The following is a 22648-nucleotide window of genomic DNA, read 5'->3' on the forward strand; positions in this document are numbered from 1 at the left end:
TGGTAATGGTTTTGGTCCCTTTTTTTTTACAGGATTTCGCGAAAAAATCATACATTTTTTGCATCCTTATTTGGACTCGTACCGTGTCATTTTGATCCGATATTGCTTAGGTGTATCACCCGTATATTCTTTAAACAGTTTGCAAAAGTAACCTTCATTGACGATGCCTACTTCCTCGCACAATTCCAACAAAGAATAATCCCTGCTATTCAACAACTCGAGAGCGAGGTGGATCTTTTTACGGTTGATGTAACTGATTACGCCTTCGTTCATTGTTTTCTTGAATAAACTGCTAAAATACGATGGTGCTAAATTCACTTCCTCGGCAATCGCCTCCAACGTTAAGCGTTGTTTCAGATTTTTCTCGATAAAATGCATGGCACTCATGATTTCTGCCCGATGTAATAGTTGGCCCGCGTGTACGTATTCGAATGTGAAGTCGCCAATATAAGCGAGTTGCTCCTGAAAAGCCATAAATTCCATGGGGAAGTCTGCAACTTCCGTGGCCATCTTATTCCCTGTTTTAAACTTTACGGTAATGTCTCTGTACAAGTCTCTAATCATTGGCGCCATGATGGACTTGTGGATTTTATGGTCCGTCACAAATTGGTTCAGATTGGCAAGCGCATTCTCCAGCTCATCCTTGGAAATCTTCCTTTTCAGCCGTATAAGAAAATCAGCCAGTTTCTGCTGAAAATCTGCTTTTTTGTCATTATGGTATTGGAACCGATGCATCGGTGTTTTTACTACTTTTTCCGTATGATAATAGAAATCCTCACTCACATTTTTAGCTTCCGTGTACGCCTGTTTGATCGACTCCCAGCCTCGGTGTGGACCACCAAAAGCAACAGATACCTTTTGATTCAGATATTGATGCAAATGAGAGACGATCTGTCCACCCAAGGATAGGCAAGCATATTCCGTTTCCATATCACTGCGGTTATTTTCCCAGGATAGAAAGCCAATAAAACAATTTTCGGACAGATCCGCAGCTACCCCACTGCCACCATTCATCACCGTTTCTTCGATGATATTCGTAATCGCATATTTCAAGATGTTTTGATCTGCGGCTGCGTATTCGTTTCGGAAACTTTCATACGTATTCATTTCAACGATGAAGCAGCAATAGTTGGCTTGAAAGAAATGAAACTGCATGCGATTGGCAAAATCCGATGCCCGATGAGAAGGAATTTCGCCTCTGATCAGTTCGTTAAAAAATTGCTTGCGCACTCTATATTTATTTTCAAGCACGGATACGTTTAACGATTGAAATTCCGCTTCTTTTTTCTTAAACTCATTTAAAATTCCGGCTGCTTTATCCAAAGCTCGATTCAAATCCGCTTCCCTCAGCGGAACTTTTACAATGTATTCCAATACATTGGCTTGAATAGCTCGCTGGGCGTATTCAAAGGATGAATAGGCGGTCAAAAGTATGTATTGGGTATGGGGGAGCTCCGCCTTGAGCTGCTCAATCATGGAGATTCCGTCCATTCGCGGCATAACGATATCGGATATGACGATGTCCGGCTTCAGTTTTATGATCTCCTCGATCCCGTTCAGCCCATTATTCGCTTTGCCCACTAGAACAAATCGCTTATCCCTGTGAGAGAGTTCATTAAAAAACAATTCCAATCTTTGAATAATCAGGTCTTCATCGTCAACAATGAAGCAGGTATATTCTCTCACCATTATGCATCTCCTTTTTGCAATTCTTCCGGGAATATAGCGCGTACACGGGTTATTTCCTTAGGTATGCTAATGATTTGCAGTCCAAATTGATCTCCGTAGTGAAGTCTTATTCGGCCATGAATATTATTTAGCCCGATTCTTTTCCTCTTCACTTCCATTTCACTCGGTTCTGAGATTAAAATATGCTTTATTTTATCAGCAGGAATTCCCTCGCCTTGATCAACAACTTCTATGATGACGATACCACCCTCCCTGTACGCATGAATCGTAATAGGCCCCTCAATTCCCCCTCCGTTATAACCATGGAAGATGCTATTCTCCACAAGAGGCTGCAGCAGCATTCGAAAAACTGGGAAATCCATTAACCCTGCTTCGATATTTTCTATCAAGTGGAAGTTTCGGTTATACCGAATGTTCTGGATCTCGATATAGTCCGCTACATTGCGTAGTTCCTGACGTAAGGAAACCTTCTCTGAAGCATCGTCTATCCCGTATTCCAATAATGAAATGAGCGATCCAATCACCACATCTACTTTCTCTATTTGCCCGAGACGTATAACGTTGCTGATCGAACCAAGTGTGTTATACAGAAAATGAGGGTTAATTTGAGACTGCAGCACCTGGATTTCCAACTTCCGTTCGAGTTCATTATGAAGCTCCGCTCCCCGAATCAGTTCCACAATTTGTTGCAGCATACGATCAAATGCTCGTGAAAGATCTCCAAACTCATCGTTTCGATTAATCGTTATTGTCGTTGTGAGTAAGCCTTGCTCCACTTGCTTCATTTTTGTTTTGAGTGTATAGAGTGGTTTCCTTATATATTTGGCAACCAAAAAAGAAATGAGCAAACTTAAGAGAAGACCTGCAGCTAGCAGCTCAATATAATAGGTTTCCAATCTGGACAAAGCTGCTTTCAAGCGTGATTCATCGTTAATTGAGATTATGGTCCAGTTAAATTTCTCCGTCGGTTTTTTTAGAAGGGAGACCGGAACACCCTCCATGGTATGCAGTTGAAGACTTGTTTCTGTCGTATCCAGGATTTGTTCAGCTGACGTTTCCCCGATCGAAAACGTATGATCCTGAATATTCAGTAGTCCTTTATTTTCAGAAAAACCGGCAATGATTTTACCTGACGCTGTGATCAGAGCCAGATTCATTTGTTCTTGTTTATTAATCTTGAACAAGGTTTCTTCAATGGCATTTAGATCCAAGTCAACCGCAATGGCCATAGGAAACGGAGCACCATTAAGATATCGAACCATCGTAACGGTCCAGCCGGAATACTTTGATTTGTAAGGTTCACTAACAAAGGTAGTCCTTCTGTTCTTGTCAGCCGCATCAAACAAAGGTTCTCGTTCAGATAAAGGTTCATCGAAGATTCGAGTAGCTGTACTTCCACCTAAAATGGATAAATCGCTTTTGATCAAATAAATATTACTGACGTAATTACTATTGAGTTCATACAGTTCTCTTAATTGCTTTTTAATCACTTCCGTATTGTCAATATTGGCTTTCACTGATGTTTCGACTGAGAAGAGAATCGTCTGGAAGGAGGAAAAATTAACAGTGAAATACTGGTCTACCTTGTCAAGAATTTGGTTGGTGTAAAAAATGTCATTGGTTCTTATTTCCTTTTGGACATAGCGATAAGACAATTGGCTTATCAAGATGATGCACCCTAATACAAATGCAAACACGAGAAAAAATAATTTTAAAGGCAAGCTGATTCTTCTTCGCATCCATCATCTTCCTTTTAATTCTGTAGTAAACTAAGAATAGCATATGCTAATAAAGAGAGGGGCTACGAATAGCCACTCTCTTCGTTTATTTATTTTACTTGATAAGGCCGGCTTCTTTAAATTGATTGATTGCTGTTTCCTTATATTTCTGCATGTCAAACTTGGTATCCAACGTTTGGAGGAAATTATCCCAGTTTGAAAGAGGTTCTTTGCCTGTCATAAATTTAACTAAACTTTCATTAATGAAACGTGTGCGGTCAGCATCCAAGGTATCGCTGGGGTCTGGGGTCAATAAATTTCCGGGCAGCGTTGGCCCCACATATTGCTGATTGTCCTTGAAAGCTTCCGCCGTCTTCGGATTCTGGAAGCTGAAGTACTCCGCATCATCACCACGGCGCGGCATTCTATAATGATCGACCCACAGGTACTTCTCTTTCATTTCCTTCGATAACTCGGAGGTTTTATTTTTGATTTTGCCGTCCACTACATCCCAATGAATCCCTTTAATCCCGTATGCAAAGTTTGGATAAGCTTCTTCGTCTGTAAAGAGATAATTCAGCATGGACAAGATCCGAATGATTTTGTCCTTATCCGCTTTCGCGGAAATGGCCCATGAATTGCCTTGGAATGATTTTCTCTCTACAATTTGATCACCATAAGGACCTTTCATCGGAGGAATGACGATCCATTCCGGCACCTCGCCACTAATTTCTTTCATTTTCTGTTGATAATCCGGCTCAAGCCTACGGGCATCTCTGATCATGAAACCAACTTTACCCTTAAACATCTTTTGGTCCAACAGATCAGGCGAATTCATCGTCACCCAGTCTGGGTCTACCACTTTGGCTGCCATCATTTTGTTAATGTAAGCAAGCGCCTCTTTCATTTTGGGATCGATAAACAGGAATATCGGTTCATTATCTTTTATTTCGATGGCCGAAGGAGGATTGACGCCAAACATCCACATCAAACTATCGAAGCCGTAGGTTTGCAGATTACCTTCTTTGTTCATACCGCCGATGAATCCGTACGTATCGTTTTTGCCATTACCGTCCGGGTCTTTCTCTGTAAAGGCTTTCATAACTTCGAACAGCTCATCCGGTGTCGTTGGCACTTCCATATTCAGCTTTTTCAGCCAATCATTACGGATGAAGAAACTTCGGCTGATACCGTTAACATTATCATAGCCTGGAACTCCGATCGTTTTTCCTTGATAGGACATTGCCTCCCATGAGTCGTTGCCAAACCGTTTCTGTAATTCAGGGAATTGATCCAGATACGGTGTCAAATCCGCAAGCACACCTTGGTCGTAATATTGTGCGAGATCAGCCCGACTTTTCAAGAAGATCAAATCTGGAATATCTCCGCCTGCAATGAGCGTATTCAGTTTGGTTGTTGCTTGCCCAGCTTGAGGAATCATCATATCCAAGTCGATGTTCATCTCTTTTTCCAACATTTGACGTTGAACATCTTCATCACGTGGTGGTACCGGAGCAGCAGCGTTGAAAGTGCCTTGGTTAAACATTGAGATTTTCATTTTGGTTGCAAACTGGCCAGACTGCCCTTGTGAATTACTCGAAGTTGTTGATGTAACTTCTTCATTTCCCCCACATCCTGATAATAGCGTTCCCAATCCTAAGATTGCCGACAGAATAGCAAATGAAATCTTCTTACGCTGCATATTGACCTCTCCTTTGCTTGTATATTATCACGGTTTCACCGTAATAAGTTAGGTTGGAACACCATTTAACCTTTAACGGATCCCAAGAGTACACCTTTGGTAAAATGCTTTTGTAAAAAGGGGTAAACGATCAAAATCGGAACCGTAGTCACAACAACGGTAGCCATCTGCACAGCGAACGTACTTACAGCTCCGGAATTGGCGAGCGATTCAGCGCTTTGTGTTGCGACGTTAAGCAGGATGTTGCGCAAGACTACTTGAAGCGGCATGAAGTTGGAATCATTGATATAAACAATAGCATCGAAATAACTGTTCCAATGCCCCACTGCGTAAAATAAAGAAATGGTGGAAATGACGGGCAAAGACAGTGGTAAAATGATCCGCCATAACGATTGAAGTTCACTTGCACCGTCAACCCTCGCTGATTCCTCGATTTCACCAGGCAATTGCTCGAAAAAGCCTTTAATAATCACCAGGTTAAATGCACTAATGAGATTTGGAATGATCAATACCCACGGACTATTTAGCAACCCCAGAGAGCGAATTAGTAGATAAGTCGGAATTAACCCCCCACTAAACATCATGGTAAACACAATGAATAGTAAAAACGGACTGCGTCCCGGCAAATATTTTTTGGATAACGGATAAGCTGCTAAGACCGTAAATAACACATTAAGCATCGTGCCTACAATCGTTCGAAACAACGTAATTTTATATGCCTGCCAGATCCCATGAGAGATGAATACTTCTTTATAGGCCAGGAAGGTAAAAGATTCTGGTATAATCACAATCCCTCTTCTTAACACTTCCGATTCTGGCGTTACTGAGACAGCAATCACATATAGAAAGGGTAGTAAGCAGAGTAGTGATAAAAAAATAAGAATAACATAAACGACGGATTGCCAGACTTTTTCCCCGATTGTCAAATTGATCATATTAAAACCACCTCACCAAATTTGCCCATCGAATTTTTTGGCGAGCTTATTTGCTGCCAAAACTAAACCAAATCCAATGACAGCTTTAAACAATCCTACAGCAGTAGCCAAGCCAATCTTAAGACGCTCCAACCCTTCACGGTATACCCATGTGTCGATAATGTCGATCTTCTCCTGGTTAAAGGTGTTGGCAAACATGAATATCTGGTCAAAGCCAGCATCCAGAATATGGCTTAATTTAAGGATCAGCATCAGAATAATGACTCCTCGAATGCCGGGTAAAGTGATATGCCAGAGCTGTCTCCATTTGGAAGCACCATCCATTCGAGCCGCTTCATATAAGCTTGGATCAATACCTGCTAATGCAGCGAGGTACAGTATCGCTCCCCATCCAATGTCCTTCCATATTTCAGATGCGATGACCAGCAGTCTTCCCCAAGCAGGCTCCGTTAGAAATGAGATGGGCTGAAAACCACTTTCCTTCAAAATCATATTAAAAAGGCCATCGCCTGGGGCTAATAATGCTACCATCAATCCATACACAATGACCCAAGACAGAAAGTGGGGTAAATACGTAATGGTTTGTACGATTTTCTTAAACCATTGGTTATGAACTTCATTAAGCAGTAAAGCAAGTAAGATGGGAGCGGAGAAACCAAACAACAGCTTATACAGCGATATAACAATTGTATTTTTCATGATGTCCCAGAAATAAACGCCGTTCATAAAATCCGTAAAATTTTTGAATCCCACCCACGGGCTATCCCATACGCCCAAAGCTAGGTTGTAGTTTTTAAAAGCAATCAATATTCCCGCCATAGGAATGTATTTGAATACGGCAAAGTAAATTAAGGCTGGTAATAAGAGAGCATACATCACTTTATATTTTTGGATCGTCCTTATCCATGACTTCCGCTTTTTGGAGAGGGGAATGGCGTCCGCTGCCAATTTCACTTGCATATCATCACCTCGTCTTTGTTTGTATTTGTATATTAGCACCCCCCTATCGCTTAAATTTCTGAAATTTCAAGAATTTCTTATAAAATATTAAGGAAGTGTGTCTTGGATCGTTCCAATAGCTCATTCCGGAAAGCGGGACAAGAACTTGTATCGCTAAAATAAAAAAAAGCCGCTAATATAGCGCCTTTAGTAACTTTTTTCGGGTCCATGTTTTGTCTCATGACAAGGTGTTTAGAACATAGAATTAAAAACCAACAATAACATTGCTCTTGTTTTGCGGTTGACTTAAAAAAAACATGCTGTTAATATTAGTTTCACAATCTAACCGTTAGACAATGAAACTAATATGATAAAGGAGCAATTAACTATGGATATGGATAGAAAGCAATTAGAACAACATATTGATCTGTATACTCAGAGAGCCATATCAATCTCAATTAGTATGCAATCTATTCAGAAGAATATTTCAAAAGATAGCAGTGTTACTCCAGACCAGTTTAATTTATTGAATGTCATTAATACGACTGATCATTGCACATCCAGTTTTTTGGCTAAAGCACTAAATGTCAAAAAAAGTTCTATTACTGCTATTGTGAATCGATTAACAGATAAAGAATTAATTAAACGTGAGTATAACGAAAAAGATAAACGAGTGGTCTGGCTTGAGTTAACCGAAAAAGGACAGCACATTGTGTTGGAAGAGAGACAGAAAATTTTGGCTGTATTGATGCCTTTAGGAAACAAACTCACTGTTAAAGAGCTGGAGGAATTAAACCAATATCTATCTGTGATTGATACACAACTAAATAACATAAAGAAGGATATGGTTAAAAATGAAATTTAGTATGAGGTTATACGGAGTTATTGTAGGGTTAATTACGATCTTATTGTCTTGGTCACAGTCATTTTTCATCAATTATCTTATCCCATTAGGAATCGTAGCCATGGTTGTGTCTGTAATTCATATTCTAGTCGTTAAGAAGCACTTAAATGAAAAGGTTTATCGTGCCTGGTTAGGTATATCGGCTTTGTTTATGGCTACTGAAATCCTATGGATGATATTTGATAAAATTGGATTATTTGTAGTTGCACAAATTTCATTTGTAATAACCGGGTTTGCATTATTTATCTTTGCCTTAGGCATGCATAAGAAAATGAATCGAAGCTTCAAATCATTAACGTTGAGAATTAGCAAATGGGTTCTAGTCCTTGTTTTGATGTTGGGGACATCCATATTAATATTATTTACAGCAACGCCAAAGCCCGTTGCTTTATATTTGCAAAGCAGTTCTGGAGCAGAAAATACTTATACAGCAGAACCATCTACTACCACAATTATTGATGGCAAGTATCATCTAACAACCAATATTCAATATGGAGAAAAGTATCCAAGAAGTTTTTTAAATATCATTACACCCGATGGTCCATTTGATAAAGAACGTCCAACATACTTTTATGTGCATGGTGGTGGCTTTATAGCGGGAGATTCAATTGGAGGTGATCCTAACGCAGGAGCGGCTTCAAATACAATGTTATATCATTATGAATTAATGGTTGATCATGGTTATAATGTGGTGACGATAAACTATGCTTTAGCTCCTGAATATATACACCCAACACCCATAAAACAATTATCAGAAGCCGTGCAATATATGCAGCAAAATGGAAAACAGTACGGAATTAATATGAACAATGTAATCTTTGGCGGGGGAAGCGCAGGTGGATTTATTGCTGCAGACTTTGTGACAATTCAAGCTAACCCTGAGTATGCGAAAGAAATGGATATTAATCCTGTCATAGAGCTTGCGGATATCAAAGCTTTAGTATTAGAAGTACCCATTCTTGACTTTAGTCGGGGCCATAGAACCGTAACCGAAGACATCGTGACTGACTATATTTTCGCTCAATCAGGGAGTGCATACATTGGTCAGCCGGTGGTTAGCGCTGATAAAGATATCTTACAATCCTTAAATGTAATACCAAGAACGACGAGTAATTTCCCTCCAACTTTTATAACGGATGGCAACACGGGGACATTCCCAGATCAGGCTGAAGATTATTATAACCGCTTAAAAGAATTAGGGGTCAAGACAGATTTATATATTCCTGAACTCAATGAGAGCAAAGAAGTTCATGGATATATGAACACGATTGATACTAAAGCAACTCGAACTTATATTCAGAGAAAACTAGCCTTCTTGGATAGTTTAGATTAATCATGATAGAAATATAAAAACAAAAAATCGTTGCCTACTTTATACTTAGGCAACGATTTTTTTGTTTGAGCATCACATCGACAGCAAGACGTATGATTTATTCCAGTTAGACTATTTCGTGAAATAATGTCCTTGTTCCAGATCTGCGAGAAGTCCTTGCTGGACAGGCTCCCAGTCGAGAAGCTCCTTCGTCCCTTCACTTGATCTGGCTAAGTCAAGCGACGCGACCATGCCTAGAAAACCGAAGATGGCTTGCGCTTCTTCAGGCGGGATGCTGACTACTGGCACATTCACATGACGGCCAATAGCTGCGGCAATGTCTCTGAACGTAATACCTTCATCGTGCACGCCATCCAGTCGTGCGCCCGCAGGCGCAGATTCCACAGCGAGCCGGAATAAAACTGCCGCATCCAAGCGGTGAATTGCTGGCCAACGGTTAGAACCATCTCCAATGTAAGCGGAAGAGCCTCTTTCCTGCGCGATCCGGATTAGTTGCGGGACGAAGCCTTTATCTCCTTCTCCATGAACGGAAGGTGCAAGCGAAACGATCGATGCTCTCACGCCTTGTTCTATAAATGAAAGTGCCGCATCCTCCGATGCTTTGCCATTCGCATGTGCTGTAATAACAAGTGGTTTACCGGAGCCGGCAAGCGCCTCTCCCATTGCTTCGATGGCGCGAAGATCAGCTGCCAGGGATGCGGCGAAAATAGAGAAATCGTGGTTAAATGCCAGATGAATAACGCCGTCTGAAGTGGCTGCACAGCTGCGCAGTATATCCAGATCCTCTAACACACCACAAGCCACCTCAGCTCCCAGGCTTTCTAATACGTGAGCACCACTCTCCGATCGGGTCAGCCCAACGACCTGATGGCCCGCACTGATAAGTTCGCGGACAACGGCTGTACCAATATAACCTGCTGCACCAGTAACAAATATACGCATAATATTTTTACGCCTCCTTAAGCATTTGACGAAGATATGACTTCAGTCTAAACTATGAAGTGAACTCTAAGGCAAGCGTTTGGAGGTAGGATTTTATATGAAAATTCAAGAATTAGCAGACTTAATGGGTTTAACTCCCCACACCATTCGATTTTATGAGAAGGAAGGTTTGCTTGATAGCAGGCATATTCAGCGAGAGAAGAATAATTACCGCAACTATTCTGACGAAGCAATTGAGCGATTAAGGCTAATTAAGAAATTTCAAGGCATCGGCTGCTCGTTAGCTGAACTAAAGACGATTTTGCAAGATCACGATACGAACGCACGCACCAACCAAGAAGTAATCGAATGGATTCTTCAGAAGATCAATGAGATCGAGCGCAAGAAGGAAGAATACGATCATATGCTTGTAACTTTGAATTGGATGCTGACATACAGGAAGCTGCTGAATGAAGATCCACAACAAGCCGAGGCTATGATGGCTGAATTACGACTTAAAATCAACATCTAGGCTTACAGTCGTGACAAGGCTCTATGGACGTAAATTCTACAAACATACCCAGCTATATCCTCAAGCTATAGCTGGGTATCATTTTGATCATCTATACTTCGCCCCAATAAATCTCAGTTTCATAATCGAATTCAACCAAACCATCTTGATTATTCCTATTGAATATATTCCGCAGTTCTCTCATCATGGGATCGTAATTTGGATGTTCGGGGAAAGGGCTGTAGGAAGATGATAACAACCTGCCATTCAAACCCTCGAAATCGAACTCCTGACTCATTCTGAATCGCATTTCATGCATTGAACTTTCCTTAAAAAAAGAGAGCAGCATATTCTGAGAAATATTTTTGTGATTGACTTTTTCGTAATCGGTTCCGTATGTATGAAGCAGTTGATTGTACTCTTCCCGGAACGGAGTACCGTTTGTAAGACGAGAATTCCAGATGAGTATTACCTTCCCACCTGGTCGCAGAATTCTGCGAAACTCGATTTGGGCTGCGGAGCGATCGAACCAGTGAAACGCCTGAGCGCAGACAATAAAATCAACCGACTGATCAGGTAATCCAGTAGACTCTGCAGAACCTGATGTACTCATAAATTTCGGATTACTTTCTAACATTTGCTCAGCGGCTTCCCGCATTGCTTGATTTGGCTCGACCGCGATTACATCGCTTCCGCGTTCCAAAAGCAGCTTTGAAATCATCCCAGTACCTGAACCGATGTCTGATATGTTACTGTTCGCACGTAAACCGACGACATCATACAAATAGTCAATAGCCTCTTTTGGGTAGCTCGGGCGGTATTTCAAATACGAATCGACCCGGCTCGAAAACCGTTCTCTGTTGTTCATCGATCGTCACGCTCCCATCAATATTTTGACAGCTTATATACCGGCCACAGTACCAGCTTTAAAATCTTACTGCCCCAGAAAGCCAATACGGTCGTTCCGGTCCATGAACTGCGCTTATCTTGGCTGTATTGATCGTTGATCATATAAGTCCGAGTCGAAATAGGACTCTTCAGGCCGAACTCTTCCCATTTCGCCGGATCATTCGAACCTCCAAGTTTTCTAAGCATATTCGCCGACTCATGATCTATTTTAGCCGGAATTTGCTCGAATGCTTGGGTGATTTGCGTATGAAACTCGTCGATCGGATTGCGACTGGTAATACTCTCGAGATGGATGCTTTCGCGAATGTAAGAAACGTATGCCAGATGGTCAGCCCAGAACTCGTCGATATAAAAAAGCCGTACCCTCTGCTCCGATTGACTCAGCACTCTCTCGCCTTTCAATATTCCGAGCCGTTCTTCGTATAGGATTCGCCTCTGATCCTCCACCATATCCGAATACCAGTTCAATTCCCGCTGAATATCGAAGTTTTGACCTATGATAACGCGCTGTATATGTTCGATTTTGCTGCGGAGCGCCGGATCATTAACAATCTCCTCCTGCCTGGGAGCGCGAAACAGTCTATGAATGCCGAAACGAAGCATCAACTCGTCTTCCAGGCTTATATAAAACACGGAAGATCCCGGGTCACCTTGGCGGCCAGAACGCCCGCGCAGCTGGTTATCTATCCGCATGCTTTCATTCACATGTGTACCTATCACGTATAATCCACCCAGTTTGGCAACCAATTCTGCCTGAGTGGGATTACCGCCGCCGAGACGAATGTCTACGCCGCGCCCTGCCATATTCGTAGATACCGTTACCGCGCCTATTTCTCCAGCTTTAGCGATGATTTCGGCTTCTTTCGCATCATTTTTTGCATTCAGAACCTGGCAAGGTACGCTAGCAGCGGCAAGCGCCTCCGCCAGCATGTCAGACTCCTCGACGCTTGACGTACCAATAAGAATGGGGCGTCCCGCCTTATGAACGGAAGAGATTTCTTGTACAAGCGCTTTATATTTGGCTTCTTTATGGGTGTAAACCCGATGCTGGTGGTCGGTCCGTATGTTTGGCTGGTTCGGCGGAATTCGCACAACTTGCAGCGCATAGATATCTTCGAATTCCATTGCTGAAGCGTGCGCCGTAGCCGTCATTCCGCAAATTCCTGAATACAGGCTTATGAAGTGTTGAATGGTAATCGTACCAAGAATTCTCCCGCCGGCCTTCCACTGCAACCCTTCTTTCGCCACCAGCGCAGCTTGCAGCCCGTCCGGCAAATACCTGTTCTCGGCCACACGGCCGGTATGTTCTTCGATTAGCTCAATTTCACCGTCTCGGACGATGTAATCGACGTCTTTTTTTAATAACGATTCCACATGCAGCGCACAATTCAATGAAGTTAACAAATGACTATTATGGCTATCGTACAAATTGCCGCATCTCAGCAGCAACTCCGCTTTTGCAGCACCCGCATCATTCAAATAAACGTTCCGCTGGAACTCGTCAAAATCGTAATGCTCTGCTGGCTGCAGCTGCCGGGCCACTTCTGCGAAAAGAACACCATCACCCTTGGAAGCGCTCGAATCGCCACTAATGACTAGCGGCACCCGAGCTTCATCAAGAAGGAGCGAATCCGCTTCGTCGACGATGACGTAATGAAAAGCACGATGTACGGTATCAGCTTCATTTAATGCGATAGTATCGCGCAAATAATCAAACCCTGCTTCTTTAGCCGTAACATAGGTTATATCCTTCGTGTAAGCTTCCCGTTTGTCGACCAGGCTCATGCCCGCTTGAACCGAGCTAACCGTTAACCCGAGGAAACGGTAGATTGGACCCATCCACTCTGCATCTCGATTTGCCAAGTAGTCGTTAAATGTGAGCACATGAACGCCTTCGCCTGTCAACGCGTTGAGATAAGCAGGCATAACAGCAGAGAGTGTTTTTCCCTCACCGGTATGCTGCTCGATCAAAAACCTCTCGTGCAAAGCGATAGCAGCCATAATCTGGACATCGTAAGGCCGTAATCCGAGTGTTCTCTTCGCAGCCTCGCTGACTAACGCATAAGCATCAACAAGCAGCTCATCCAAAGGCGTGCCTGATCTTGCTTCTTCTTGCAGCCGAAGGGATTCCGCATGCAGCCGCTGATCGTCCCAAGCTTCCAAATTCCGTTTCCTGATAAGCTCCACTTTGTCTCGATAATCTTTCAACAAACGCCGGGTATCGCGCTCTTTGAATTCACGTATTAACTTGACGACTACATTCATCGGAATTTGATTCCTCCTCAGTAGAAATAAGCGGTTTAAAATATGACTTTTTAGGCAGCATCCATTCCGTATATCCTCATATTGCCCCATTATAAGAAAAGACTCCATATGGAGTCCCTTCTTTAGATGATTAACACGCCAGCAAAATTATTTTTCCGCTCTAGCTTATAAGAGACAACTATATTACTTCTCCGATGGGAGCGGCGTAAAGAGTAAGCTAACCGGCAGGTTGCTTCCTGGCGCGGCAGAGAAAAGAATCGTTACGCTCTCTCCATATGCCCCTGTGCGGTAAAGAACGCTTTGTTCACTTGAATTGCTTACAGCTACATTACCATCGGCAATGGGTACAACCTGATTGTTTACTAGAGCAACTCCTGAGTACTTCCCTCCACGAGGGTTAAATGAAATTAACGTACGTGGAGCCACATTGTTCAGCGTGATTTTGTACAATACACCGAAATTACCAGCATTGGATGCGTCTGTGTAAGCCATTGGATCTGTTCCAACCAGATTGGGATCGCTTGAATTGTCACCAAGTGGCAGACGAGCTGGTTTGGCTCCAACTTGCTGATCATACGTTATGATACGAGTCGCATTCGGGTACGTTCCACGATTGTGCACACCATCACGATCAAGCACAGGCAGCATTGGCAAAGCCTCGAACGGATCTTTATTTTCTTCAACCAGAATAACGTTATAGTCCAGGGAATAATCACTATAAGCATCCGAATAGAGTGAAATCACTTGTCCTTCTTTCATCGGAGTTTTATTTAGTTCGGTCAGAATCAGTTTGCTTTCTCCAGGTTGAATAACCTCTTTCTTCTGATCGGCTCCGGTCTGAATCGATTTGAACCATTTATCAATCGACAATTTCCCGGCTACGGTAGCATACGGTGTAGGTCCAGCAAAGCCCATATTTTGTTGTTCGAATACTGCCGGAGTGGAGTTATTATTGGTTGCAATAACATACATTTTTACTCTTTTGCCTGTATTGTTCACATGATGAATCATGAAACGGGTCTGCCCCGAAGATGATTCTTTATACACGATTCCTTCCGTATTAACCGTTTCAGGACTGTTACTGCGGATCAGCAGACTCGGCTCATCCGTGTAGGTATAAGGCACTTTTTCCATGGAAGTTACTTCTCCACCGTTAAAGGTAAATTTCTGTCCTACCGGCGTGAAGAGTAAATTGAAATCGGAAAATGAATATAATGTCTCATTGGTTATGGTTATAACTTTGGAGTACGTGTCCGTCGCGCCGTGATTGTCAGTAACGGTGAGTGTCACCGTTTTTGGACCGGGTTCAAAGAAGGCCAGCGAATTGTTTTCCCATACCGTTTTATCAATACTGTTTTCATCATCTGTACTTTGATCAATGTATGTTATTTTTTCACCCATTTTATATTGTTCCTTGTCTGTGGTGAACATGGCTACAGGAGGAAGATTAGGATTCAGAACCTGAATCGTCATCGAATAGGGATCGCTCCATTGACCGTTGGAATCCTGTACTTGATATGAAATCGTATATGTACCCGCTTGATCAAACGATTCCTGACGACCTGTCCAGCGTTCGTCTAGGATATCCAGTCCATTTGGAGAACTGGAAGAAGTCACATAGTCCACCTTATCACCTGCAAAAATTTCCTTTTGGGAAATTACAAAGCTTGCAACAGGTTTAGTATTGAGATTCAGCACAACCGTTTTAGCAGACTGATTCACTTTATAGGTGATGTTCAGAGCTTGAGTAATGGAAGTTAACGGCACCATGAACGTATTCTTTTGCTGATAAGCAGGGCCCTTCATCGTTCTGGACTCTCCATTTACGGTATAGACCGTGCTGTTGGTTTTGAATCGGAGCTCATTATCACCACTGATGATGATGGTTTCCTTGGTTTTGTTATCGTATTTGACTCCGTATCCCACACGGTCCACCAGTGCACGGATCGCAACATAGGATACGCCGTTCTTTACAGTCATTGGCTGACCAGCAAGATACGTATTCCCATCCTGCTCCATTTTGTTGCTATTCATGTACAACGTCAGATTGCCGCCTGATGCTACGGCAGAATTTCCATCAATGGATGGTTGCTCTATTTGAGCTGGCGTAGCTGGCGTTTCAACATCCTCAGTGGATCCATCCTGAATCGTAGTAGAGCCCGTACTCGTTTCCTTTGTAGTCGTCTCTCCCCCATCTATGGCGGATTTCTCGATATTTGTTTTAGGTGTTGACTCAGTGCCTGTCAAAGTTCCAGTTTCTTTGCCTTTAGTGGACGGAATACTGCTGGATGCGTTACTGCTACCCGTTTTCACTTCACTCTCTGCAATCGTCTGCTCTTTCTTCAGTACCTCAACCGATTCTACTTTTGCTGTATTTACTGACGCTGTGTCATCTTGCGGCGCTGACTGCGCATTCACAGAACCGACTGCAAATGCTTGTAAAACGGCTAAAGTGGTAAAAATGGACAATTTCTTCTTCAGATTCATGCTTTGTCTTTGGCTCCTTCTGCTCCCAAGTAATGTTTTACACTCTCAAAAAGTCATAGTATTAGACGCTAGTTTCAGGGAAAAGTTTCTAGTGAATTTGTAAATTGTGGATTTAGTGCATCTATTTTTCAAAGAGAATGCGATTCATTCACATATGTATACTCTCTCAAGAATAGTTTTTTTGATGATTTTTTTAATCTAAAGAGCACCAAACATGTTCATATCAAACCGTATTACGTAACAAGAGCTTTTTCGGATGACGGATTGTCAAGCCAAGTGCGACAGTTCCTCTGAAAAGGATTCGTGAGCGGTTCTCCAACTCAGGCATTTACGTGGTCTATTATTGATGAAGTCAAGAGCGTTTTCCAGAGCTTCATCTGTGATTTGGGCGAAATCCGTCCCCTTGGGGAAAAATTCTCTCAGGAGACCATTCGCATTTTCATTCGAGCCGCGTTGCCAAGAAGAATAGGGATCTGCAAAATACACCCGCACGCCATGAACGGCTTCCAGGCTGGTGTAACAGGCGAATTCCTTGCCACGGTCCGCGGTAGCGGTTTGAAATGCACGGATAGGGTACTGCGAAGCCGCTACTCCAAAGGCAATCTCCATGGATAACGCGGTACGATCAGGCATGCGAATCGCTGTGTACAAGCGAGTCTTTCGTTCAATGAACGTCGCTACGCAGCCCTTGCTTTTCCCACGGCCCGAGACCACCGTATCCAATTCCCAATGGCCGAAGGTTTTCCGGTGACGAACCTCTTTCGGGCGCTGAGAGATGGACTTACCCACTGCAAACTTGCCGCGTGTTTCTGCTGGCTTCTGCCTCTTCCCTTTGTGCCTGAGAACGGCAAGCACACCGTTCACCAGACGGCCTGTATACAGCCAACGATAGATCGTTTTAAAACATACCATCGCTTGACCTTCCTGACGCAAACGCTCTACGATCTGTTCGGGAGACCAGGTCGCCTGAAGCTTTTCTTCGATGCGACTCGCGAGTTCGGGATTCCACTTCCCTGCGGAAACGGAGGCCTTACGGCGATGGACATAGCCCTCTTGAGCGTTCGCCGCGCCGTAGGGGTGTTCTGCTGTATTTCGGCGGAGTTCCCGGCCAATGGTGGCATGATGTCTGCCAAGTTCCTTGGCAATGGCTCGGGTACTTTTCCCCTGCTGGTAGAGGATTTCTAGCTTGCTGCGCTCGATTATGCTAAGATGTGTGTAGCTCATGGTGGATTCTCCTTGTGTGAATGTGGTGTAGGAACCTTCATTCTACACGAATCCGGCCATGGGCCCTTTTTTATTTATTTCCAGTAGGTGTCGCACTTCATATTACAATCCGTCGGATAAAATAAAAAAACCACGGGATTCCGTGGTTTACTGCTGGTGTAAGCCAATTCAGGCCACCCTTAATTCCCCTAAGTACTGAGCCATTTACAACGCCCCGCGCACAAGCCGTCTCTCAATCCACGCGGCTGCTTACAAACTCTGGTTACTGCTTAAGAGATTTCAAGTGTCGTAATTGACCAGATAATGATGAAGCTCTGTGTTATAGCAGCCAATGCTGTGTTCAATAAGTCTTCCTTCCCCATCGAAGGAGTTACGCAGACGCTTGAGTACATGCGTCCCTGGTGGGATCTCCAGCAACTGACACACCACAGGAGGTGCCGTCTCTACAAAGAAACGGTCTCTGAAGTTTTCCAGCGCAATGTCATTTTCCTCCAGTGAGTCATACAGCGACTGAATGTTTGTGACCATTTCTGACGTACCTCCACCGGGCAATGCAGCTGCAGCCAAGAAGTGTATCAGATGAATATAAGGCTGTCCATTCAAAATATAGAGCCGTTCAATTCGCTGACAATACGGTCCATAGCGGTCATATTCCTCCGTTCCGGCTTCATTCGTAATTAACCGGGATTCCAGCTGTTTCTTTTCCAGCTTGTGACCCTCTTCTACGAGCAGCTCCGTAAACCGTTTGCCCTTAGAGAGCTTCTGATGGGAGGTATTGCGCATGACAATCGTTCCGATACCGCTTTTTTTCTGCACATAACCTTCTTGGGACAGTTCTTGAACTGCGCCGCGGACCGTCATTTTACTGACACCAAATTCCTTTTCCAGCTGTGGTTCGGAAGGAATGATGCTCCCTAAAGGGTACACGCCATGCAAAATCCGATCTTTGAGAATTTTCTGGATTTGCTGATATAAAGGACCTTGCTTTCGTTTTAAAGACACCCGTTGTTCACTACCTTTCAACATCTAAGGTATGGTTCGACAGCGCCCGAAGTACCTCGCTCTCGGTAAAAAGCGCTGTATCACCCTGAGTGGTGTGGGCCAGCATCGCTGCTGCCGTTGCCATATTAACCGTCTGCTGCTGCGGATATTGCTGTAATTCCCCATGAATGACGGCACTGGCAAAGGCATCGCCGGCACCGATCCGATCATACACCGGAAAAGTCAGCTTGCGAGAAAACAGAAACGTACCTTGATGATAGATATATCCTGTCAGGGAGTGCGTATGGTCAGCATTAATCTCACGGTGGGTTCCCGCTGCCGTTCCGATTTCGAAGCGCTCAACCACTTCGGGAATCGCTTGCTTCAACTGTGTCATTCTATCATATTCTCCGGTTCCAAAGCCAAGGATAAACTGTGCGTCCTTCTCATTCATCAGCACCAGGTCTGTCAGCTCCAGCAGTTCCTCATAATGCGGGCGGGCCTTGGTATAGCCATCCGCTCCCCATAACGCAGGACGGTAATTGCAGTCAAAAACAACTTTTCCCCCGGCACTCTTCACTTCCGCAGCAAGCCGTTTCATTTGCTTGCGAACGCCTTCATTCATAGCCAGCGTAATACCGCATAAATGAAGAACGTCGATCCGGGAGGCAAGAGCAACCATATCGTAATTGCCTGCCTCCGCAGTATTGAAACTGCTGCCCAGTCGATCTGTGTAAGTAACTCTTCCGGGGCGGGCTCCAAAGCCATTCTCCAGAAAATACATCCCCAGCTGCTTGCCTCCCCGGCAAATTAGTGAAGTATCCACCCCAAGTTTGCGCAGATAAGCAATTGCCGCTTCGCCTACTGGTGTTTCTGGCAAGGTGGTAATAAGAGCACCGTTATGGCCGTACCCAGCAAGTGCTGCCGTTACATTAACCCCGCTGCCGGAAAAAGAATACTCCAGCCTGTTGCTCTGAACCAGCGTTTCATGGCCTGGGACCTGCAGCCGCATCATTACTTCACCAAAAGCCGCAATCCTAGGCATACCGATCCACCAGGAATTTCATCGTTTCAAGCAGTCTGACGACATCCTGGACGTTTGTACTTCCTGTCTGCGGATCAATAATAGATGAATACACATGCGGGATAACCTGGGGTACCCCAGCCTGAAGCGCAATTTCCAGAATGGGTCCGAAGTTATCCAGGTCGATTCCACCCGTAGGCTCCAGAGCAAATTTGGCTTCCCCGCAGGCCTTGGCAACCGCACGGTACTCCTCCTCCAGTTTCAACCCCTGCATGGGATAATATTTCAGCGCATTGCCGCCCATGTCACGAACCAGCGCGATGGCAGCATGTACCGGAATAATAGCATGCGGAGTCGTACCTGAACTGACGGGGCCGGTTGAAATATTTACGTAGCCTGGCTGTCCGCAAGGAGAGACCAAACTGTTAATCCAGCTATCCTTGGTGCCCAGATTGGCGCGGGTTGCCCCAACTGCTGGAAACACCTGATTAATATGGCTTCCCGGATAGCTTGTGGCAATCTCCGCCACCACCGCGGCCTGTCGATTGTCTCCGGCACCCAATCCGATGGATACAGCGTCCTCAATCGTCTGACCGTATTGGATCATCGCAGCTGCCGCTTCCGATGCCGTCGCGTAATTTTTGGAGAGCACGCCTACCAAAACATATCCTTCCGCTGCATCGTACACTTCCTTCGCATTCCCGATACTGCCGGCCAGTACATTAAGTGCGGCTCTGTTTTTATATAGACGCTGCTGAATATTACTCATTCTTGGTTCCTCCCACGATTTCATGTATTCTGCTGACGATGACCTGAAGATCATCACCTTGAAGCGACCTTGGATCAATATCGAAATACCCCTGCTTAACTCCGTAGTCCCTGGTATATACCGCAATTACGCCTTCACGTAGCAAATCATTGACATGCCTGGCATCCACTCCTGCAACAGAGGAATCAATCTGGATACGCCCACGGAAAATCGCTCTGCCCGCTTCATCCTGCACGATGTGGATCGAAACTCCAGGAAGCTCGCCAAGCGACTGAAGTGCCTCAAGCGCCTGCCTCTCCCGTTCGCTGTTGTCAGCTTTGTCCTGGTATTCCTCCAAAGCCTGAAGCAGCCCAAAGGTGGTCTCTTTGCCGACCTTCATGCTGCGGCCGATCCCGTTCAGCTGTACCTTTAGCCACTCGACATATTTCAATTTGCCGGCGACTATGCCAGAGGTAGGACCTTCGATAGCTTTAGATCCGCTGTAAATCGCCAGATCCGAATACTGGACATATTTGCGCAGATCCTCTTCCGCTGCCGCATCGACGATCAGTGGCACTCCTCTACGCACGGCAACCTCCCACGCCTCCTCTATAGAAATCATGTTTTTCTGGACGGCGTGGTGGGATTTGACATAAAGGATGGCTGCGGTGCGTTCACCAATCGCCTGTTCAATATGCTCTTTGCGACCTTCATTGGCATATCCAACTTCTACCACCCTGCCTCCGCCAAGGAATACCATGGTTTCAACTGGCGCTCCATACTGCACGTTATGGCCCTTCAGCATAATAATTTCATTCTTCAGTACAGGCTCCTGATGCAGCCGAAGGCTGAGTCGCGGATCGCCGGAAGTCACTAAGGCTGCCACCGACAGTGCAATGCCACTGGATGCTGAGTTCACGACAACCGCTGCTTCCGAACCAAGCTGGCGTGCAATGTATTCTCCGGATTTGTCCACAAGATCCGCAATTTCCACGTACTGCTGTCCTCCCTGCTTCATCGCCTCCATGACCGAATCTGTTGGTGCGGAAACACCAAGGATGCTCATTCTTCCACTGGCATTAATAACACGTTTCAATCCATATCTAGCCTGTAATGAATGACCCATTAGTAAAAACTCCTTTAGCCTCAATATAATACTGCGCGACTCGAACATCGCCTTCCGAGTCCTTAAGCTGCTTCTCACCTGTTTCCAGTGCAAACAAAGTCAGGTTCGCTTGCTGTCCCACCCTGATCTGTCCGAGCTCCGGCTTGCCAAGCCACTCCGCTGCGCTGGTTGTGACAGCTTGGATGACCTCTTCAAGGCTGTAGCCGAGAGTCAAAAATTTCGTCAGCACATTGGACATACTGTACACCGGTCCGTTCAGACGGTTGCCCCGGTAGATATCCGTGCTGATGGTATTCAGCGCAATGCCTGCCGCCTTGGCCTGTTCTGCAATCTGGAAGGAGAAGCTCGCCGTGCCATGTCCCACATCCAGATGAACGCCTCGGGCAGCTGCATCCAGCAACCCTTGCAGGGGTGTTCCGTCCGCGTGGAACAGATTATTGGACTTGCCGTTAAGGTAATGAGTAATTACATCGCCCGGTTGCAGCAGCTCCAAAACCTCGGATATCGATGGCGGAGCGGAGCCGATATGCACCATGAGCGGAAGCTTCGTTTCTTCCGAAAGTGTGCGTGCCAGCTTGAGCGGCTGTATACCGCTGTCTTTGACAACACTCTGGCTGATACGGGCTTTCAGACCGACAATGAATTCCGGATAGGTTGCTACCGCCTCCAGAACCTTGTCTCGATCAATCCATTCCAGCTGAGACAGTTCATCTGTCCGTTCGAGCCCTATTCTTGAAATATTCAATAGAGCAAAAACTTGGGTATTAGCCTTCAGACTCGCGGTATACAAAGCTCCGATTCGGTCCGCACCACAGCTTCCGGCATCCACCAGCGTTGTTACGCCCTGCTTTATACCAATTTCGTCGATATCATCGCCATAGGGATCAAGCTCCGGTACAGCATGCACATGCAGATCAATCCATCCGCTGGACACATATAACCCGGAACAGTCTAGCCCGCTCTCTCCTTCTGCCTTAGTTGCAGGTGTAATGGCGGTGATAATCCCATCCTGAATGGCTATATCCATGATTCGCCCATCCACAAGCTGCAAATTGCGCAGCACATGCTCTGTGCCCACTTATCTCATCTCCTTTTTTTAACCCCGGTATAAAGGAAAAACCAAAAAAATGATTAATGTCATGGAAGCAATACATCCCTAAATTTACTAATAAACTTGGAGAACTGCTCCATTTTAAAGATTATAATGTTATAATGTTTATATTAGCACAGGT

The 22648-nt window shown here is 44.6% G+C and carries 18 protein-coding genes; 3 read left to right on the top strand and 15 right to left on the bottom strand.

Going from position 1 to position 22648, the window contains the following annotated elements; all coding sequences use genetic code 11:
• Nucleotides 1-66: 66 nt before the first annotated feature.
• The 5 genes from RS891_RS16920 to RS891_RS16940 all read right to left on the bottom strand — a co-directional run bounded on the left by RS891_RS16920 (nucleotide 67) and on the right by RS891_RS16940 (nucleotide 7004).
• Complete coding sequence (locus tag RS891_RS16920; RefSeq protein WP_315792498.1) at nucleotides 67-1689, bottom strand: response regulator; 1623 nt, start codon at nucleotides 1687-1689, stop codon at nucleotides 67-69.
• Nucleotides 1689-3356, bottom strand: a complete 1668-nt coding sequence (locus RS891_RS16925) for a sensor histidine kinase (RefSeq protein WP_258530973.1) — start codon at nucleotides 3354-3356, stop codon at nucleotides 1689-1691. The genes RS891_RS16920 and RS891_RS16925 overlap by 1 nt, the downstream gene beginning before the upstream one ends.
• A gap of 166 nt (nucleotides 3357-3522) precedes the next feature.
• The gene (locus RS891_RS16930) at nucleotides 3523-5109 is read right to left on the bottom strand and encodes an extracellular solute-binding protein (RefSeq protein WP_315792499.1); all 1587 of its coding nucleotides are present in this window, start codon (nucleotides 5107-5109) and stop codon (nucleotides 3523-3525) included.
• A 65-nt stretch (nucleotides 5110-5174) separates the two neighbouring features.
• Nucleotides 5175-6044, bottom strand: a complete 870-nt coding sequence (locus RS891_RS16935) for a carbohydrate ABC transporter permease (protein ID WP_076291360.1) — start codon at nucleotides 6042-6044, stop codon at nucleotides 5175-5177.
• A gap of 12 nt (nucleotides 6045-6056) precedes the next feature.
• Nucleotides 6057-7004: an ABC transporter permease gene (locus RS891_RS16940; RefSeq protein ID WP_315792500.1), complete on the bottom strand. Its 948-nt coding sequence runs from the start codon at nucleotides 7002-7004 to the stop codon at nucleotides 6057-6059.
• 367 nt (nucleotides 7005-7371) lie between these two features.
• On the opposite strand from RS891_RS16940, the gene RS891_RS16945 reads away from it, so the two are divergent.
• The gene (locus RS891_RS16945; protein WP_315792502.1) at nucleotides 7372-7848 is read left to right on the top strand and encodes a MarR family winged helix-turn-helix transcriptional regulator; all 477 of its coding nucleotides are present in this window, start codon (nucleotides 7372-7374) and stop codon (nucleotides 7846-7848) included.
• Nucleotides 7838-9220, top strand: a complete 1383-nt coding sequence (locus RS891_RS16950) for an alpha/beta hydrolase (RefSeq protein WP_315792504.1) — start codon at nucleotides 7838-7840, stop codon at nucleotides 9218-9220. The genes RS891_RS16945 and RS891_RS16950 overlap by 11 nt, the downstream gene beginning before the upstream one ends.
• Nucleotides 9221-9331: 111 nt before the next feature.
• Here the strand turns inward: RS891_RS16950 and RS891_RS16955 are convergent, their stop codons facing one another.
• A complete protein-coding gene (locus tag RS891_RS16955) occupies nucleotides 9332-10162 on the bottom strand; it encodes an SDR family oxidoreductase (RefSeq protein ID WP_315792505.1) in 831 nt (276 codons plus the stop codon).
• Nucleotides 10163-10259: 97 nt separating this feature from the next.
• Between RS891_RS16955 and RS891_RS16960 the strand changes: the two genes are divergently transcribed.
• Nucleotides 10260-10673: a MerR family transcriptional regulator gene (locus RS891_RS16960; protein ID WP_053781113.1), complete on the top strand. Its 414-nt coding sequence runs from the start codon at nucleotides 10260-10262 to the stop codon at nucleotides 10671-10673.
• Between the two features lie 91 nt (nucleotides 10674-10764).
• On the opposite strand, the gene RS891_RS16965 is transcribed toward RS891_RS16960, so the two are convergent.
• From RS891_RS16965 to RS891_RS17005, 9 genes are all read right to left on the bottom strand, one after another.
• Nucleotides 10765-11520: a class I SAM-dependent methyltransferase gene (locus RS891_RS16965; RefSeq protein WP_315792507.1), complete on the bottom strand. Its 756-nt coding sequence runs from the start codon at nucleotides 11518-11520 to the stop codon at nucleotides 10765-10767.
• Between the two features lie 17 nt (nucleotides 11521-11537).
• Nucleotides 11538-13826, bottom strand: a complete 2289-nt coding sequence (locus RS891_RS16970) for a preprotein translocase subunit SecA (protein ID WP_315792508.1) — start codon at nucleotides 13824-13826, stop codon at nucleotides 11538-11540.
• 183 nt (nucleotides 13827-14009) lie between these two features.
• Entirely contained in the window at nucleotides 14010-16313 is a 2304-nt protein-coding gene (locus RS891_RS16975; protein WP_315792509.1) for a stalk domain-containing protein, read from the bottom strand.
• Between the two features lie 267 nt (nucleotides 16314-16580).
• Nucleotides 16581-17537, bottom strand: a complete 957-nt coding sequence (locus RS891_RS16980) for an IS30 family transposase (RefSeq protein ID WP_315792510.1) — start codon at nucleotides 17535-17537, stop codon at nucleotides 16581-16583.
• A gap of 279 nt (nucleotides 17538-17816) precedes the next feature.
• Nucleotides 17817-18563, bottom strand: coding sequence for a GntR family transcriptional regulator (locus RS891_RS16985; protein ID WP_181586795.1), 747 nt, complete (start codon nucleotides 18561-18563; stop codon nucleotides 17817-17819).
• Nucleotides 18550-19563: a sugar kinase gene (locus RS891_RS16990; protein WP_315792511.1), complete on the bottom strand. Its 1014-nt coding sequence runs from the start codon at nucleotides 19561-19563 to the stop codon at nucleotides 18550-18552. The genes RS891_RS16985 and RS891_RS16990 overlap by 14 nt, the downstream gene beginning before the upstream one ends.
• Nucleotides 19556-20311, bottom strand: coding sequence for a 2-dehydro-3-deoxy-phosphogluconate aldolase (dagF, locus tag RS891_RS16995; protein ID WP_315792512.1), 756 nt, complete (start codon nucleotides 20309-20311; stop codon nucleotides 19556-19558). The genes RS891_RS16990 and dagF overlap by 8 nt, the downstream gene beginning before the upstream one ends.
• Nucleotides 20304-21416 carry a DgaE family pyridoxal phosphate-dependent ammonia lyase gene (locus RS891_RS17000; RefSeq protein WP_315792513.1) on the bottom strand — a complete coding sequence of 371 codons (1113 nt, stop codon included), beginning with the start codon at nucleotides 21414-21416 and terminating at the stop codon, nucleotides 20304-20306. The genes dagF and RS891_RS17000 overlap by 8 nt, the downstream gene beginning before the upstream one ends.
• Nucleotides 21394-22443, bottom strand: a complete 1050-nt coding sequence (locus RS891_RS17005) for an amidohydrolase/deacetylase family metallohydrolase (protein WP_315796346.1) — start codon at nucleotides 22441-22443, stop codon at nucleotides 21394-21396. The genes RS891_RS17000 and RS891_RS17005 overlap by 23 nt, the downstream gene beginning before the upstream one ends.
• Nucleotides 22444-22648: the final 205 nt, after the last annotated feature.

Source organism: Paenibacillus sp. BIC5C1 (assembly GCF_032399705.1).
In the GTDB taxonomy this organism is placed as follows: Bacteria; Bacillota; Bacilli; order Paenibacillales; family Paenibacillaceae; genus Paenibacillus; species Paenibacillus taichungensis_A.